The 16,962-nt window shown below is 41.3% G+C and carries 20 protein-coding genes; 12 read left to right on the forward strand and 8 right to left on the reverse strand.

Annotated elements, in window-relative coordinates; genetic code table 11:
• Positions 1–4 precede the first annotated feature (4 nt).
• The 4 genes from EHO59_RS00245 to EHO59_RS00260 all read left to right on the forward strand — a co-directional run bounded on the left by EHO59_RS00245 (position 5) and on the right by EHO59_RS00260 (position 4,808).
• Positions 5–1,135, forward strand: a complete 1,131-nt coding sequence (locus tag EHO59_RS00245) for a peptidoglycan DD-metalloendopeptidase family protein (RefSeq protein WP_135583616.1) — start codon at positions 5–7, stop codon at positions 1,133–1,135.
• A 9-nt stretch (positions 1,136–1,144) separates the two neighbouring features.
• Positions 1,145–2,236, forward strand: a complete 1,092-nt coding sequence (locus tag EHO59_RS00250) for an alpha/beta hydrolase (RefSeq protein ID WP_135583618.1) — start codon at positions 1,145–1,147, stop codon at positions 2,234–2,236.
• A gap of 330 nt (positions 2,237–2,566) precedes the next feature.
• Positions 2,567–3,928, forward strand: coding sequence for a histidine kinase dimerization/phosphoacceptor domain -containing protein (locus EHO59_RS00255; protein WP_135583620.1), 1,362 nt, complete (start codon positions 2,567–2,569; stop codon positions 3,926–3,928).
• Positions 3,929–3,983: 55 nt separating this feature from the next.
• A complete protein-coding gene (locus tag EHO59_RS00260; RefSeq protein ID WP_135586358.1) occupies positions 3,984–4,808 on the forward strand; it encodes a crotonase/enoyl-CoA hydratase family protein in 825 nt (274 codons plus the stop codon).
• 2 nt (positions 4,809–4,810) lie between these two features.
• Here EHO59_RS00260 and EHO59_RS00265 read toward each other — a convergent pair whose 3' ends face one another.
• Entirely contained in the window at positions 4,811–4,990 is a 180-nt protein-coding gene (locus tag EHO59_RS00265; RefSeq protein WP_135583622.1) for a hypothetical protein, read from the reverse strand.
• A 115-nt stretch (positions 4,991–5,105) separates the two neighbouring features.
• Here EHO59_RS00265 and EHO59_RS00270 point away from each other — a divergent pair, with 115 nt between their 5' ends.
• Entirely contained in the window at positions 5,106–5,954 is an 849-nt protein-coding gene (locus EHO59_RS00270; RefSeq protein WP_135583624.1) for a tetratricopeptide repeat protein, read from the forward strand.
• 43 nt (positions 5,955–5,997) lie between these two features.
• Here EHO59_RS00270 and EHO59_RS00275 read toward each other — a convergent pair whose 3' ends face one another.
• From EHO59_RS00275 to EHO59_RS00290, 4 genes are all read right to left on the reverse strand, one after another.
• On the reverse strand, positions 5,998–7,266 hold the full coding sequence (locus tag EHO59_RS00275) for a YncE family protein (RefSeq protein WP_135583625.1): 1,269 nt from the start codon (positions 7,264–7,266) through the stop codon (positions 5,998–6,000).
• Between the two features lie 158 nt (positions 7,267–7,424).
• Positions 7,425–8,342 (reverse strand): DMT family transporter, encoded by a 918-nt coding sequence (locus tag EHO59_RS00280; RefSeq protein ID WP_135583627.1) that lies wholly within the window; start codon positions 8,340–8,342, stop codon positions 7,425–7,427.
• Positions 8,343–8,350: 8 nt separating this feature from the next.
• Complete coding sequence (locus EHO59_RS00285) at positions 8,351–8,749, reverse strand: MerR family transcriptional regulator (protein ID WP_167882039.1); 399 nt, start codon at positions 8,747–8,749, stop codon at positions 8,351–8,353.
• 139 nt (positions 8,750–8,888) lie between these two features.
• Positions 8,889–9,455, reverse strand: coding sequence for a hypothetical protein (locus EHO59_RS00290; RefSeq protein WP_135583632.1), 567 nt, complete (start codon positions 9,453–9,455; stop codon positions 8,889–8,891).
• A gap of 288 nt (positions 9,456–9,743) precedes the next feature.
• Between EHO59_RS00290 and EHO59_RS00295 the strand changes: the two genes are divergently transcribed.
• From EHO59_RS00295 to EHO59_RS00305, 3 genes are all read left to right on the forward strand, one after another.
• Positions 9,744–10,253: a hypothetical protein gene (locus EHO59_RS00295; protein ID WP_135583634.1), complete on the forward strand. Its 510-nt coding sequence runs from the start codon at positions 9,744–9,746 to the stop codon at positions 10,251–10,253.
• A 216-nt stretch (positions 10,254–10,469) separates the two neighbouring features.
• Positions 10,470–11,921 (forward strand): flavin-containing monooxygenase, encoded by a 1,452-nt coding sequence (locus EHO59_RS00300; protein ID WP_135583636.1) that lies wholly within the window; start codon positions 10,470–10,472, stop codon positions 11,919–11,921.
• 39 nt (positions 11,922–11,960) lie between these two features.
• Positions 11,961–12,803, forward strand: a complete 843-nt coding sequence (locus tag EHO59_RS00305; protein WP_135583638.1) for an SDR family NAD(P)-dependent oxidoreductase — start codon at positions 11,961–11,963, stop codon at positions 12,801–12,803.
• On the opposite strand, the gene EHO59_RS00310 is transcribed toward EHO59_RS00305, so the two are convergent.
• On the reverse strand, positions 12,786–13,481 hold the full coding sequence (locus tag EHO59_RS00310; RefSeq protein WP_135583640.1) for a DAPG hydrolase family protein: 696 nt from the start codon (positions 13,479–13,481) through the stop codon (positions 12,786–12,788). The genes EHO59_RS00305 and EHO59_RS00310 overlap by 18 nt on opposite strands.
• A gap of 159 nt (positions 13,482–13,640) precedes the next feature.
• On the opposite strand from EHO59_RS00310, the gene EHO59_RS00315 reads away from it, so the two are divergent.
• The 3 genes from EHO59_RS00315 (at position 13,641) to EHO59_RS00325 (ending at position 15,456) form a co-directional block, all read left to right on the forward strand.
• On the forward strand, positions 13,641–13,946 hold the full coding sequence (locus EHO59_RS00315) for a hypothetical protein (protein ID WP_135583642.1): 306 nt from the start codon (positions 13,641–13,643) through the stop codon (positions 13,944–13,946).
• A 122-nt stretch (positions 13,947–14,068) separates the two neighbouring features.
• Positions 14,069–15,049: a GDSL-type esterase/lipase family protein gene (locus EHO59_RS00320; protein WP_135583644.1), complete on the forward strand. Its 981-nt coding sequence runs from the start codon at positions 14,069–14,071 to the stop codon at positions 15,047–15,049.
• A gap of 44 nt (positions 15,050–15,093) precedes the next feature.
• A complete protein-coding gene (locus EHO59_RS00325; protein ID WP_135583646.1) occupies positions 15,094–15,456 on the forward strand; it encodes a hypothetical protein in 363 nt (120 codons plus the stop codon).
• A gap of 26 nt (positions 15,457–15,482) precedes the next feature.
• Here EHO59_RS00325 and EHO59_RS00330 read toward each other — a convergent pair whose 3' ends face one another.
• Positions 15,483–15,950: a hypothetical protein gene (locus EHO59_RS00330; RefSeq protein ID WP_135583648.1), complete on the reverse strand. Its 468-nt coding sequence runs from the start codon at positions 15,948–15,950 to the stop codon at positions 15,483–15,485.
• Positions 15,951–16,078: 128 nt separating this feature from the next.
• Between EHO59_RS00330 and EHO59_RS00335 the strand changes: the two genes are divergently transcribed.
• Positions 16,079–16,429: a DUF3147 family protein gene (locus EHO59_RS00335; RefSeq protein WP_135583650.1), complete on the forward strand. Its 351-nt coding sequence runs from the start codon at positions 16,079–16,081 to the stop codon at positions 16,427–16,429.
• A 62-nt stretch (positions 16,430–16,491) separates the two neighbouring features.
• Here the strand turns inward: EHO59_RS00335 and EHO59_RS00340 are convergent, their stop codons facing one another.
• Positions 16,492–16,902: a hypothetical protein gene (locus EHO59_RS00340; protein WP_135583652.1), complete on the reverse strand. Its 411-nt coding sequence runs from the start codon at positions 16,900–16,902 to the stop codon at positions 16,492–16,494.
• Between the last annotated feature and the right edge of the window lie 60 nt (positions 16,903–16,962).

Below are 16,962 nucleotides of genomic sequence, written 5' to 3' on the forward strand. Positions count from 1 at the left end.
TACTATGATCTTCAAGAAGCCCAGGCAATTGACAGCCGGAAAGGAAATTCTCCGGACCGATAACTTCACTCTCATATACCTGGGCGCCTTTCATTTCCATTATTCCTTTTATTTTCGCGGAAATCTGTACCACGGGAATCTGGACTTTAGAAGACGCAAATTCCGTATCATTCCTGCAATCGCATCCGTTCTATTCGTATTATTATTTTTAGGCCTTTGGATGAGCCCATCCAATGCTTCGATGGAACATCACCATGCCGCAAGCACCGAAGTCACAGAGAACGATTCAGAAGACTTAAAAGCCAAGAAAGGCGACGAGAAATTCTTAGAAGAATCTGAAAAGGCAAAGCTCACGATTCTCATGGCAAATGAGATCCGTAATTCTTCGGACAAGAAGAAGCAACTGAAAGTCGTCACGTACAAGGTAAAGAGGAATGAAACCCTCTCAGAGATCGCGACCAGATACAAGGTTTCTATGGAATCCATCGCGGGATCTTCCAGTATCAATATGGAAGATACTCTGTATCCCGGGCAAATATTACAGATCCCGAATAAACAAGGCCTTCTCTATAAGGTAAAAGCGGGAGACACCGTTGCCAAAGTAGCCGTCCTCTACAAGGTCAACTTGGATGAAATCTTAGAAGAGAACAAACTGGATGATCTAGACATTCTTCGTCCAGGACAGAAAGTATTCTTACCTGGAGCTGTGATCCCTGATCCAACCCCAAAATGGGTTGTTCCTGTCACTTCTCATGTGGTCACTTCGAATTATGGATGGAGAACCTTCCCCCAACATAAATTCCATGAGGCATTGGACTTAAAGGCAAACTACGAAGCAGTCATGGCGGCACGCAACGGCAAGGTGATCTTTGCAGGATGGATGGGCGGTTACGGAAACGCGATCGTGATCGAGCATAACGACGACTTTAAGACATTGTATGCGCATAACTCCAGACTGAATGTAAAACGCGGAGATTACGTGGTCGCAGGAAAGAAGATCTCTACATCCGGATGTACTGGCTATTGCTTTGGCCCCCATCTTCACTTCGAGGTCATTCATAAGGGAAAATCCGTCAATCCTGGCAAATACCTGAAGGGCCTCGCTTATAAGAAAGGCTCTAAACCGAACCATTAAGATTTTCTCATGAAGCGATTCGTTCTCTTCTGCCTATTTGCGGCAACAACCTTCTCCTTCGGATGCAACCCCTCCGTTGTGGAGTATTTAGAAAAGCGCACAGACCAACAATATTCAGCCACCCAAGGATTAGAGGTATTCTTTCTCACGTCCAGGGCAATCAATCCTGGATCCCAAGTTGCCTGCTCTAACTCTTATTTTCTGAATTTCGGAAATCAGACCCAAAAAACAGGAAGTTGTTTAGTGAGTGTTCCTGCAGATAGAGAAGTTGGCGCGCTTCCATTCGGCTTGGGAAATAAGGATAAGTCCTTTCAATTCCTAGAACACAAAATCGGAAATCAAACAGCGAGTCCTACTGACCAAGAAAGCCTTTGGTGGAAGCGGATAGAAGAAGATCCTTTCGATGAAGTAGTGGTCTTTGTTCACGGCTTCAACGTGAACTTCGAAGAAGCTGTACTTCGTGCAGCCCAGCTTAAATACGATCTGAAATTTCCAGGCAAGGTTGCTCTATATAGTTGGCCGGCCGGTAACGATGGAACCATGCTTGGCTCACTCTTCTTGCGGAATACGTATGAGAAAAATCTGGTCTCGGCAAGAAGTAGTAGAGACTCCTTTAAGAACTTTATCCGAAGAATGTCCCAAACCAAGAAGAAGATCCATCTTCTTGTGCATTCCATGGGACATCAGGTAGTATTGAATTCAATTGCGGAACTTTCCAAAGAAGCAGGATCTCAACCGTTCTTAAAGGAATTGGTATTGAATGCTCCCGACTATGATACCGGTGACTTCATACTCATTCTACAAAGCCTATTAAAATCCTCCGAAAGGATCACTCTCTACTGTTCTCCCGGAGACTCTGCATTATTTGCTTCTGCACAGATCCACCAAGCAGGACGTCTAGGAGCATGTTCCAGATTTCCAGGAGTGGATGTCGTGAATGTGAATCCGATCGATGCTTCCCTACTCTCCTTAGGACATGGATACTATTCTTCTCGACCGGTAATAACCGATCTATACCAACTCTTCTTAGGGCTTCATGCGGAGAAGAGATTGTTTATCAGAAGATCGTACGGCAACGAGAACTATATCCTTCGCAACTAATCGTCCCCATTTCAATCCCAGCACGTTAGTCGATACACCGAAAGTTTAAGCTTTCTAATCCGTTTGGATTAGTCTCGGATCGGTTTGTAATAATGTTTATAATAAAGTTGTAAACATTACACTTACAATTCTAGTTTGATTTTCCCAAATTCGGGAATGATTCTAAACGAAGTTGTCATACAAATCATTTCTGAAATAAAAAAGTCCCGGTTTAATGATTTTACTTGCCGTTATATAAAAAAATTTTCTTTGCCCATTCACGCATCATTTTCACAAACCATTTAGTATTTATGTAGTTGAAACTAATAGTTTTCTTCGTAGATTAGAAGTATGCTTACAAAACCTAAGATACTAGTCGTCGAGGATGAGATCATAGTCGCCGTAAACTTGGGACAAAAATTAAAGAAGCTAGGATACGATCTTGTAGGCATTACATCTTCCGGCGAAGAAGCCATTCAAAAGGCTGAAGAAAATCATCCGGACCTAGTCCTCATGGACATCAATATAGAAGGTAACCTTGACGGGATCCAAACTGCAGAGTTACTCAGAAACCGTTTTCAAACACCCGTTATTTATCTTACCGCGTATGCGGATGAAAACACTTTAAACCGAGCCAAGAGGACTCAACCTTTAGGTTATATAGTAAAGCCTTTTGAATCGGATCAGCTTCGCTCTTCTATTGAAGTAGCTCTCTATAAGAATGAATTAGAACATCGCAATCGTAAGAATGAAGAATCTCTTAAATCTACTCTGAATCATTTAGAATCAGGGATCATCACCACAGACGAGAATGGTCTGATTCTTTTCTGCAATCCTGTTGCTGAAAAGATCACAGGCGTCAGTTACGCTGAATGTATAGGACAGGCCTTAAGCAAGGTCTTAAAATTAGAAGAAGCAAACACTTCTACCTTCAACCTGCCGGTCTCCGAGGTTCTATCCGCAAATCATAGTGTGGAAAAAAACGGCGTCTTTGCAGTGGATGGAATCGGAAACAAAACTCAGATCTCCATAAACATTTCTCCGATCCTGAACTCCGAAGGAAAAGCGAGCGGTACGATCACTGTACTTCGCTCTGGTGAATTGGATAATATCAATCAATCTTATTTAAAAGAGATCCACCATCGTATCAAAAACAATCTCACTGTTATTTCTTCTCTCCTGAGTATGAATGCATCTAATTTGAAAGATCAGGAGACTCTGGATATATTCAAGGATAGCCAGCATAGGATCCAGGCAGTCGCATTATTACACGAAGTGTTGTATGAAAATCATGACCTTTCTTCCATCAGTTTCGATCTATATGTGAAGAAGTTAACGGATCTACTCTTCGAAGTTTACAAAGTAGATCGTGAAAAATTTAAACTTACCCTGGATATAAAGGCTTCTCGCATTCCGAGCGAAATGGGAATGAACTGCGCACTCATCATTAACGAACTTCTCACAAACTCGTTCAAACACGGATTTAAAGGCAAAGAAAGCGGCTCTATAGAGGTCCATTTCCATAAAGACGAAGATCATTACTTCTTAGAAGTCAAAGATGACGGAGTAGGACTGCCAGATCCACTTCCTCAGACCAGAGGCTCCAGTTCCTTAGGATTGTCCCTGGTGGATTCCTTTGTAAAACTTTTGAGGGGCAAACTAATTCTGGAAAACGCAAACGGCTGTAGGGTCACCTTAAGCTTCCCCGCATAAATAGTTTTACAAAAAACGTTTTACTACTCTATTGAATCGGGCAACCCTGATCCCGATGAAGACAAGTTTCGAATTTTTTGAGATCACCGAGAGAGAAGACGGAGTTGCCATTTTATATTTAAACCGTCCTGAAAAGAGAAATTCCATGAACTGGAGTTTCTGGAGAGATCTCCCGGACGCAGTCGAAGAGATCAATAATAACTCTAAGATCAGATCCTTCGTGGTCGCAGGTAAGGGAAAGTCCTTCTCTACAGGATTAGATCTCGAGTCCTTTGTCCAAGAATTCGGAAGTGTAGTTCACGGACAATTCGGCGACGATCGAAGAAAATTTTACGAACTTATTCTCAGAATGCAGAAAGGGATCAATGCAGTTTATGATTCTCCAAAACCTTCCGTAGCAGCCGTGCAAAAACATTGCATAGGCGGAGGATTGGATCTTATCTCTGCTTGTGATATTCGTTATGCTACTTATGATTCATCGATTTCCTTACGAGAAGCCAAGGTTGCGATCGTTGCGGACATGGGATCTATCAATCGTCTTCCTTCCATTATCGGACAAGGGCATACTAGAGAGTTGGCCTATACCGGAAAAGACATCGATGGAGAAGAAGCTTACAGGATCGGATTGGTGTCTAAACTCTTCAAGACCCAAGAAGAATTAATGGAAGCTGCGATCGGGACAGCTGCGGAAATCGCGGCAAATCCGCGGATCGTCGTACAAGGAACCAAAGAGGTAATGAATTATTCCGAAGGAAAACCTCTTAGCTCCGGATTAAACTATGTCGCGGTTTGGAATTCCAGCTTTTTGGATTCCAAAGATTTCAGAGAAGCGATGAACTCTTTCCGTGATAGAAAGCGGCCTGAATATAATAAAGGCTGAACTTACGCGTAAAGATCCAATAACCGGGATTTTCCTTCCGAAGCACTTGCTTGCAATTGAGACTCGACATTGAGTTTCAACATTTTTGAGTTCAAATCGGACTGAGCTTGGAAAATCTCTCTCGGTAAATTGGCAATTCTTTCCAAAAGGAGAGATTGGCTGGTTTGGTTACTAATTTCCATTTCCTTTTTCCTCTAACTAGATTCGGGTTTTTCTTTCTCTATTATCCCAATTCAATCATCGGTTGATCCGAGGAAAACTTGATTATTTTAGCTTTTTTTTTAGCCTGTCCCAGTCGTGGGATTTAGGGAATTGATCGTTAGCGCCGTTCACAGGGAACGGCAAAGGGAATTTACAAAGGCATTCAACCTTTACAAGGAGTCCCTGAATTTTACCCAAAATCCGAAGACCATCCTGAAAGTGAAGAATCGTCAGGCCTGGTGTCAGTATTATATTGGAAATACTCGAGAGACCCTGAATCTGTTTCAGGAATTGCAGGATCGTTTTTCCTCTCATCCAGAAAGCCGCCTTTACTACGCGAATTATCTCATCAAGGTCCATAATTATAAACTTGCTAAAAAGATACTTTTGAACGCAATCGAGCTCTTTCAGGATCAGCTCGAATTGTATCTTACTCTTGCAAGTTTGTTGAAGGACACGGACAGATCCAACGAAGCTATTACGATCCTAAAGCAAGCTCTCTCTCAAGAAAAACTTTCTAGGGGAAGAGGGATCAAACGCAAGGATATCTGGGCTGAACTTGGATATCTGTATTTTCAAAGGGGCGATTATAATTCTGCATTAGCTTCTTTAAAGACAGCCATGAGAATGGACGAAGAAGAGACCTTTCTGCATTATGATATGATTGCTCAATGCTATCTGAAAGTCTCCGATCATAAGAATGCTCTTAAATTTATAGACTTGTACATCAAATACTTTGGGGAATCGGACGCAGACATCTTAGTCATCAAGGCAAGAGCGCATGCTCAACTGCAAGAAAGCCATCTTGCTTGTGCTTCCCTTCTTCAGGCATATTCGATGGAAAACGGGCTCAAGCTTTCCGCCGAAGATATGGTGGATTTCGGTCCCTTACTCCAAACCGGCTTTTTCGATACTTTGGAGAATGTGGAGATAGACGAGGCCTGAAGTCTCTCGAACTCTTTTACTTTTAAAAGAAGAAACCCTAAAACTATTCCTCTATTTCGAAAAGATGAAGCCCTGACTTTCCTAACTGAGAGATTGCATCGCTTTCAGGGATTGTAGCCCAAAGTCCATTACTCGTAAAAACGGAACCTCCAGGTTCCCAGGCAGCTTGGTCGGTATGTAAAGAAGATACTTGGATCGATTTTACAACCATCAAAGAAGGAACTGCCCTAACTTCGATCGTGCCACCATGAGCAAACGCGAACAGATATTTTCCAGTATTAGAAAAAACTAAATAACGAGCTCCATGAATAGAATCCATGGTTTGCTGCTCCAAAGTAGTCAGGTTGGTTTTTACCAACTTGCCTGTTTCATTGCTTAATACCAAAAAGTATTGACTCTCCGGATCGAATGCAGCGCCGTAAGGAGAGACTGGAATCGGAAAATCTATGACCTTTCCTTTTTTAAGATCCAATACATGGCCTTTCACAAGCTTCTTCAAGGAAAGCTCTGAATATTCGAGTATACCGAGTTTTGAAAAATCAGAATTAGGAGCGAGCATCGGAGAGGAATAATCCGCGTCGTTGATCTTTTCTACCTGTAAAGAAGCAACCTCATCCACGCTTTTGGACCCGATAGAAAAACTCATTACTGATATAGAATTAGGCCATCCTTTCTCATTTCTTTCCTTTTCTATCGTATAGTAAAAGATCTGACGATTCGAATCGATCCCGACAGGAATGAGCAAATTTCTGAGCACGGATTTGGATTCTCTCACTCCTCCGCCTCGATTGATATCCACATTCTCGAATTGATTCAATTCCGAGATTGCTTTGCTCCAAGTGATCTGATTCGAGCCTAGTTCCCAGTTTAGATAGATCGTTCTTTCTTGCGTTCTAGTCTTATCCGAATGGGAAGTATTTCTAAGAAGGATCCCTGCCCTATTTCCATCATAATACACAAGGGAAGATCTGAATTGAATGTATGTTTTGCCGTTTGGATAGCTTACAACCGGATTCCCGTCAAAGAATATACCGAGATTGTTTTGTGCATAATCAGCAATGGGAGGTACTACCGATTGTAATTTCTTCTCTCGTATATCAAAAATATGGAATGTGACCTTATGGCTTGCCAATACATCCCAATTTTCATTCTTTTGGCCGACCAGAACGAATCGATTCGAATCTAGTTTCGTAAAGGAATTTGCCCGGTTTTCCGTCTTAAAACTATCTACCTTTTTAAGAGATTGGGAAGATAGACTAACGCTAAATGTCGCAAAGCTAAGGATAAGAGAAATTACAAACTTACGTCTCATAGGTAGAATGTTCTCCGGAACATTAACTTAGGAGACGAATTATATGTTAAAATTTTCTAATCAGGCAAAAAATTAATTCTGCGCCCAATGGGCATTCTCTCAAAGAACTCTTCAAAAGAAGCCCAATACTATCTTATCTTAGACATAAGATCCCTCGCTTAGGAGGCTTCTACTTTCTGTTCTATTCTGAACGATCTCAACTTGGCATTCACTATAAAAATACCGACGATCACCAAAGAAGCTCCGCTTAGATCAAACACGTTAGGCGATTCTCCCACTACCCACGAGGTGAGCATGGCAACCACTGGGATCAGATTTCCAAAGATGACTGCCTTGTCCGGGCCGACCGTTTGGATCCCGTAATTCCAGCAGAGATATCCGAGAAAAGTGGTTAAAACTGACATATATAAGATCGCTAACCAAGCCGAATTAGGGATGGCCCAGAACTCAATATTCCAATCTCCATTGATCAGAGTTAGGATAAACAATCCAATCGTTCCAAATAAAGCAGTATAAGCAGTCGTTTGGATGGTAGAAGCTTCCGGAATATATTTCTTCAGTCCGACAGAGTAGAGACTCCAGCAAGTCGCCGCGAGGAGGATGAACAGGATCCCTTCTCCGTGAAAGGCGTTTGTAAGAGCGTCGATACTTCCGTCGGAAATTACGAGTAAGACTCCTAAGAAAGAAATCAAGGTTCCAAGATAATGTTGGAACTTAAGCCTTGTCTTTAATAAGAAATAAGAGAAAAAGATCGCGATAGCTGGACTGGTAGCGACTACGATAGCCGCATTCATAGGAGAGGCCTTTTTCATTCCTATAAAGAAGAAGAAATTAAATCCAAAAACTCCGATGATCCCGAGAAAGATAAATGCGAGTAAACTTCTTCTGTCCACTTTCAGTAACTTTCTGTTAGTTATCAACAGAAACAGGAACAACAGAATTGTTGCTAGAACAAAACGCAATGCTCCTGTGAGACTGGGTGAAAAGTAAGACAGTGCTTCCTTTGCCACATGGAATGTAACACCAGTGGTCAAAGAGAAATATAGTAGAGAAAGATACGGTTTGATAGATTGCATGTTGGTCCTTACTCTGTTCCTAAAAGAGTTTCATATTCTTTTAATTTCGCTTTTGTGAGCCGGATCATCGCTTCCAGATCCTTTTTCTTTTGATCCAAATTTCCTAAATGAGTCTCTAAGATGCGGATCCTTTTGTTCAGAGGAGGCTTAAAGTTTTCTCCGCTTTGCACCTTGTCCAGGATACATCCTTCTAAGAAGAATTCCCGAATATCATCCAAAGACATTCCGATCTCTTTCAATGTCTTGATGCCTTTTAGATGCCGGACTTCCTTCTCCGAATATTTGCGATCCTTTCCATGAATTCTTTCCGGTTTGGAAAGAATGCCCATCTTTTCGTAATAGCGAAGCGTATGAGGGGTGAAACTTGTAATCTCAGAAATCTCGGATATGCTTAGAAACTTGCTCACTGAAATTCTCCGGGGATCTTTTCAGATCCTTTAGGTCAGACTCACTTAGAGTTAGCTCTAAGTCTAAATTAATCTTAAAAATCGGGAAAATTTCGATCGGTTATTATTGAATATACGTTTATCAGGAGAGAATCTGTATCTAATCGAAAGGAATAGCTTCGAGCCCGCGCTGCATGCGTTGGTCATTATAAATCTGATGACGATAAAACTGAGGCGACATGGCCGAATCTAAATGGAACTTCTCTCTAAATTCAGTCAGGGCCTGATCCGAATTATCGAGTGAGTCTGTAACATTGAAACCGAATTGCGTTAGTAATTCCTGATTTTTATCTAAGTCTTCTGAAATGGATCGAGACAAAAGATAATCAGCAAGACGAACGGCAATAATCCTGTATTGCCCTTCTAAGTCCAATTCAACTATCGGGGCATCTACGAGTTTTATGTTAGAAGGTCCGATCCAAAGTCCGATAAATCCATCTTCGTCTTTTCCAATCCAATAGATCAGTCGATTCGTTTCGCTCATGGCAAAAGCGTTGGCCATAATATCCATGTTCTGACGGTCGTCTTCATTTAAATAGCTCGCATCCGACGGATCTTGCCAAGTCAGATCGTTACATTTTTCAAAGCCTATGTCTGTCAGGAACTGAGCCAAAACCCCGACTGCATTATTAAGAATTTGTAATTCTATTGAAGCATCTTGGTCCATGATGAATGCCTAAATAAATAACACCCCCGCTTGCTCCGAGTTGACTCAATTTTTTTTCGATTCGAATATTTACCTGCAGAGCAAAATCAGATAGAGTCTATCTGATTCATTTGTTTAAAGTACAAACATCTGCAGAATATTCCGAAGAACTGTACTTTTATTCCTTAAAAAATGTCGTTCATTCCTGAAGAGCTTCAATCGCTTCGATAATGTTTTCAAATTAATCTGAAAGTCAGTGTTTAACTATTAGAACATGGAAACTAAATGTTTCCGTTAAGGGAAGAAAGAATGATTAAAGATGAATCTGAACCGCTAAATAAGAAACCTAAACTAACTGCAAAATCTGGAGTCGGCCTTTTAGTCGCCTTCTTGATTGTCTTTTTAAGCAATTGTGTCTCCACGCAAATTAACGATGAATTTTATCGAATGTATCTTACGAGAGAGTTCAATTACCCAAAAGATAAATTGATACAAGCTACACTTGCGGCACTTAGGACTCAAAAAATCGAAGTAGAAAAGGCTGATTTGCAAAAGGGATTGATTGTAACTGAAAGATATCCATTCTTTAAGCTTACGACGATTTCAGGTAATCAGTATTATGCTTCCGCTCAGTCGCAAGTTGCGACTCACCAATATTATCTCCTGATAACAGGAGACAAAAAAAGAAGCATGATCCAGGCTACAAGGTACAGACTCTGGAATAATATGGTCGAGCAAACGCATTTAAATGCGAACTGGGGCAAAGCGAATGTATGGGATCCCTTCTTCAAGGAAATCCAAGACCAATTAGAAGAGTAAAAATATTACCGAACACTGTTACGAGTGAGTAACCGATCAAAAGGATCTCCAAATCACAGGAGATCCTTGCATCAGAAAGAAAAACCCAAGTAACTTATCCCCCTTTATAGAACCTCTGCAGAAAAAGAGGTAAGATCTTATAATTTCCCACGATATTTTTGGTTGTGGATTATAAGATCAGTCGAATAGATCTTCTGTTTCGATTATTCTCCGTATATGATCAAAGAACATTTCGACGTTATCACCGTAGGCGCGGGGCTTTCCGGGATTAGCGCCGGTTACCATCTGCAAAAATTCTGCCCAGGCAAGAAATACGCGATATTGGAAGGAAGACCCGATATCGGCGGGACCTGGAGTCTGTTTCAGTATCCGGGAATTCGTTCCGATTCCGATATGTTCACACTCGGTTATTCTTTTCGTCCTTGGAAAGAAGCCAAAGCAATCGCAGACGGACCTTCCATCCTGAAATATGTTCGAGATACAGCTAGAGAGTTCGGGATCGATAAGAATATCCGCTTCGAACATAAGGTATTGTCCGCGTCCTGGTCCGATAAGGATTTGCAATGGATTCTCGAAATAGAAGTCGGTCCCAAAAAAGAAAAGAGAACGTATACAGCAAACTTTCTCTATATTTGCAGCGGATATTATAATTATGAGAAGGGGTTCACTCCCAATTTTCCAGGAATCGAAAAATTCAAGGGTAAGTTAATCCATCCGCAGCATTGGCCAAAGGACTTGGATTATAGAGGAAAGAAAGTGGTCGTGATCGGCAGCGGCGCGACTGCAGTGACTCTTGTTCCTTCTATGGCGGATCAGACCGAGCATATAACGATGCTGCAAAGATCTCCTACATATATTACTAGTCTTCCATCCAAAGATATCGTAGCGGATATTCTCAGATACTTTCTGCCTGCGAAATTAGCTCACCATATCACACGAATTAAGAATATTCTAATACAGATCTGGTTCTATCAACTCTGCAAAAGATCTCCCAATCTAGCGAAGTGGTTGATCCGAGCCAGATTAAAGATGGCTCTTCCAAAAGGCTACGATATAGATACTCATTTCAAACCTAGCTACCAGCCTTGGGACCAAAGGGTCTGTTTAGTTCCGGATTCGGATCTGTTCAAGTCTATCTCGAAAGGCAAGGCGTCGATTGTTACCGATCAGATCGAAGGTTTTACTTCTCATGGTATCAAACTACGATCCGGAAAGGAGCTCGAGGCAGATATTATCGTAACTGCAACCGGTTTGGATTTAGTAGCGGTAGGTGGAATTCGCTTAGTCGTAAACGGATCTCCAATAGAGATTTCCAAATTGTATACGTTTAAGGGTTTGATGCTTAGCGATGTCCCTAACTTTGCATTTTGCGTAGGATATACGAATGCTTCTTGGACCTTAAGAGCAGATCTGACTTCTACCTACGTGGCTCGTCTCTTGAATCACATGGATTCCAAAGGGTTTACTAAATGTGTTCCACTTTGTGACGAATCCAAGATGGAAAGAGAACCCATCTTAGATCTAAACTCAGGTTATATACAGAGATCTATAGATAAATTCCCGATGAGAGGAGCTCACAGGCCTTGGAGATTCCATCAGAATTATCTAATGGATCTTTTTGATATTAATTTCGCAAATATTAAAGATTCTAATCTTTCTTTCAGATAGATCAAAAACAAACTTACAAGAAGCAAAAAGGAGAACTGGATGAAGAGTTTTAAAAATAAAGTAGCCGCTATCACGGGGGCAGGCTCAGGAATGGGAAGAGAATTAGCGATCCAACTCGCGGAGCAAGGTTGCAATCTTGCTCTATCTGATGTGAACGAATCAGGCCTCGCGGAGACGATCCAGATCATCAAGAACCAAGGCAAGAATAACGTAACTATTACCAGTCAAAAGCTGGACGTATCGGATCGCGCCGCAGTTTTTCAATGGGCATCTCAAGTATCCAAAGATCACAACCAAGTAAATCTTATCTTCAATAATGCAGGGATCGCTTTCGGTTCCACGATAGAAGGATTTGAAGAAAAGGATTTCAAGAGAGTCATCGATATCAATTTTTGGGGAGTAGTGCACGGAACTCAGGCCTTTCTTCCTTATTTAAAAGCAAGCGGAGAAGGTCATATCATCAATACTTCGAGCGTATTCGGTATTATTGCAGTGCCTGGAACTTCTGCTTATAATTCTTCTAAATTTGCAGTGAGAGGATTTACGGAAACACTCAGACAAGAGTTGGATGTGATGAAATGCGGTGTGTCTGCAACCAGCGTGCATCCGGGAGGAATCCAAACTGCGATCGCTAAGAGTTCTCAAACCAACGAGAGTGTAAGATCTCTAGGCTTAGATCCGATTACCGCAAAAGATAAGATGTCCGCTCAATTCATTACGACTGCAAAGAAAGCGGCATCCGTAATCTTAAAAGGCGTCAGAAAGAATTCTCGTAGAGTTCTAATCGGACCGGATGCAACCTTTGTAGATCTAATGCAAAGGATATTTCCGAGCTTTTATCAAATGCTGGTTGGCGGCTTACTCTTAAGAAGAATGCGATAACGAAGGTAGGAAGCCTGCCAATATACTCATTTCTTCAAAACAATGAATTTGTAAATGCTTAGCAGTCGAACGACGCATGGCCGCGAAGCGGATCATAGGCAAGTTAGCCAGCCACGCGAGTCTGAATATGCTAAACTTACTTCCTCGGCCTGCAATATGGCCGAGCCAAAAGCGAGAACGCATTTCAACTCCCTCTGCTGTTTGCGAAACTGCATGGCATAGAAGGCCGAAATTCACAGGCATATTAAGATCACCGACTAACGCACAGGCGACAAAGCGATCCTTGTCATTCGGATCCGAACCGAAAAATATTTTCGGATCCACAAAATTGATCCTGAGCTTCATCAAGCTAGGACCTATATATTCATGCACAAGGTGACTCGCACCTACCAAAATCCCTGGTTGTTTCGCTTCCCAATCCATCCAAACATGAGCCTTGGGATGCCAACGTTTATAATCTTCTGTAGTCCGGAGATATTCTGCGAACCAGAGTCTTACCATATCAGGAGACACTCCAGGCATTGGCGTGCGCACGGAGACTTGGAATGTTCCGTTAGAAAGTCTTTCCACTGCCGTTTCAAATTCTCCGCTGAGAAGATCGTCCAATCGGCGAGGTTTTGAGAAGAATAGTAACCCAAAGTTTACTGCCAGCAACAACGCCACTAATCCGAGGAGCACAAACAATTCCATAGAACGACTGTGGGTGATTTCCTATAAAATGTCAACAAATTAGATCATGTTCTAATTTAACTTTCTCACGTCGAAGCCGTTTAGCATAACAATAAGCGGCTTACTTTCCGAACCCTTTGGGCCAGGGCAATAGATTGCATTGAGATTATGTTTCCTGTATGGTACGAAGATCTTTTCGTATTTTACGGAAAGCTTGCGGCGGATGTTACCTCCCATCTGCCCCAAAAGGCAAATCTCACTCAAATTATTTTCGAGATACTTATGCAAATGAAGAAGGTAGCCTTGGAAAATATAAAGCTCCATAAAGAATTTGCAATCTTGTCGCTTACCGACCAAACCTTTGCAACAGCACTTAAGCAAGCAGAGCAAGAACGCATAGGGGCTGAATTACCGAAGATCATGGAGTATTTCGGGAATCAGATCATTCGTAGGTCGAAAAAATACCCCCATTGATCCGTTAGTCGAAATTTTAGACTTGCAAATCTTATCCGAACATAGATTAACGATGGATCAATAATTTATTATCTATTAAGCGACTTCTCCTTAAGAGATAAAATCAGCTTAGCGGAGAATTTATGCTCACTTACCTACGTCGTTTCTTGTGCATTATCTTTTTATCATACTTCATTTTATGCAGTATGCTCTGGCCAAATCAAATTTCGGCTGAGGAATCTAAATCGAAGCAATCTGCCGGCGTGCAAGTTATCCGACAATTCGGAGACTCAATTACGTATGGCTATGGTTTTGTTGAATGTGCGGGAATACCCGGATTCTGTATGACATATTGGACATATAACAGCCGACTCTATCAATGCGCAAGCTGTGCTATTTATTCCTGGGGAGGAGGATATCGCGGGTGGATGACTGAATTAGCATTACAACCTTCGACTCAATTTCTTTTTGCAACAGAAGGTTATCAATGCGGAGGATCGTATACTGCTCAATGGGAAACCAATTCCATGTCACACGACGGATACCCCGGCTTCCGCACAGATCAATTAGTGCCGTTAGCTTTGCTTCCAAGTAACGCGTCAATCACACTGGTTCATGCCGGAACAAATGATTTTGTACAAGGTAAATCCGTCTCCTCAGCAGAAACGAATCTGACTCAGATCGTACAAAATTTGATCGCACAAAATGCAAAGACCAAGATCTATGTAGCACAAATTGTTCGTTTCGTGAAACCTGCGTCCACTTGCATTGGATGCGCAGACCATAGCGTCTTAAACCCACTCGTCAAACAATACAACGACTGGATCCAAAACACTCTGGCAAATAACTTTCCAAAGCAAGTCGTAGTAGTGAACATGTATGATTCACTTCAAACGCAAACGGATTATTCTCCCGATGGAGTCCATCCAGGTATGGTCGGATACCAAAAAATGGCCTGCTCTTGGATTCGTGCGATCAAACAAATGCCTTCCTCACCTTCGGATCCATGCAATGGCTTCTCCTTTGGCGAAAAGAAAAAGCAAAAAGTACCTTCTGAATCAGAGCTACAAAAGTCAATGCCCCCTTCGGAGCTCATAAACCGAATTATGCAAGGAAAGTCATAGAATGTTTCAGGGCTCTAATTTACAGCCCATTGATCGCAATTAAAATGCCATCCCAAAAAAGAGAAACATCGTACGACTACGTTTGTTTCAGTGAACTGCTGTACGAATATGATAAGCCAAAAGAGACGGAAAAGAAGATCAAGAGAAGATTGAAATACTATGAGTTAGGAGATTATGACCAAGACCGAGTAGATACAATCCGGAAATTAAAGAACGATCTAAGCGAAGAAATACAAAAGAATAGTGGCTCAAAATACTATCTGGGTTCAAAAGAAATATATGCGGCCTTGAATGATTTTGATTTCGATCTGCTACTGAAAGACTTTCAATTAAAATATCAAAGGATAAGCAAGGATGATATGAGTTCCATCCTGCTTATCGCAATTTATACTTACTATCTTCGTTAATCTCTTAGATAAGAAGCCTTAGATACTCAATCATTCGGCGTTTCTTTTTGGAGCTTTTCAGACCTCTTATCCAATATAAATCCGATAGTACCCAATATCACAACTAAAATCAAATGTCTCAGAGCGACGAAATAATAGAAGTCGCCTCCCGCACCAAACGCATCCCTATAATCCATGCCACGGTCGGCTCTAGAGATTAACGATACTAACACATACTCTACGAGCAATATTTCGATCCCCCAAATCGACGAGATTATTAAAGAAATCTTAAATACAGGGCGAGAAATCTCTTCTAAGATCCATGGGAGTAAAGCTCCCGCCACAGCAGGGACGAGGACAAGTAGGGGAGCAAGTATGATTATATTCACTCCTGTAGAGCAGCCACTTCCACGACTACAGTATAAGGCCAAAAGCAACACAACAAAGACAGTGACGATTGCAAGAAATCCGAGCACAAAACCAAGCAACATAGCAGGAACGAGTATTTTTTTCATACCATCACTCTTGCCTTGCTACATTCATTGTATATTGGAAAATTAATCTTTCCGAAGATTGTATCAATTGTTGGTTTTCTATATAAACAAAATCTGATTCGTTTAAGGACAATCGTTAGGAGATCTCTATGCAGCATTTAATATTCAAATATCTGATTACTTCTTTCCTGGTGGTATTGATCTCCGAAATAGCAAGGAGAAATGACAAAGTGGGCGGCTTAATCGCCTCCTTGCCAATAATAACTATATTAACTTTGCTATGGTTACACTTTGAGAATGCCGGGCAGGAGAAGATAAGCAATCATGCTTATTATACATTCTGGTTCGTTCTGCCGACCTTGCCCATGTTTTTGATTTTTCCTAAATTATATCTATCATACGGTTTTTGGACCGCATTGTCTGTTAGCATTCTTTTTACGATTCTACTTTTTGTGGCATATTCCCGCATCTTAGAACGCTTTGGAATTAGATTGTTTTGAAAGCATTCTTCTCTGAGTAAGCAAAGAATCAGCCTCACATTCTCTATTGCAGAATTTTTATTTTAGGATTCTGAACTTTTAGATCTTTGAGAAAGGATATATGCCGTCGCAAAGAAAACAGTTCCGATTAAAGATGATAAAACACAAAGAAAAGTGAACCAGCGTCCCTTCAAGGTTCCAGTATGTTCTTTTAAGAAGGCGATGAAAGAAAACACCCCCGCTGTTAAAAAAAGAATCCTGGAAATAAAATCCAAAGATTTAGCAAACCGTGATGAATAAGAAATTAAGGATGTAAATGAGAGTAAATTCAGAAGGGAAACGAATAGAATATAAATATGATTTGCCCGCATTTCCATTCTAGCTGTCATCTCAGTTAGATGTTCTGGGCGAAAATAATACTGCATATAGAGTCCGGTAATCGGAAATGCGATTAAAAGAATGAGACCTATAGAAAAATTCAATTTACGTAACATGTATTTCCTCACTCATCTAGTAGCTCCAGTCCTCACAAATCAACTAATTTTCTTTCACTT

This window comes from Leptospira semungkisensis (assembly GCF_004770055.1).
GTDB lineage: Bacteria > Spirochaetota > Leptospiria > Leptospirales > Leptospiraceae > Leptospira_B > Leptospira_B semungkisensis.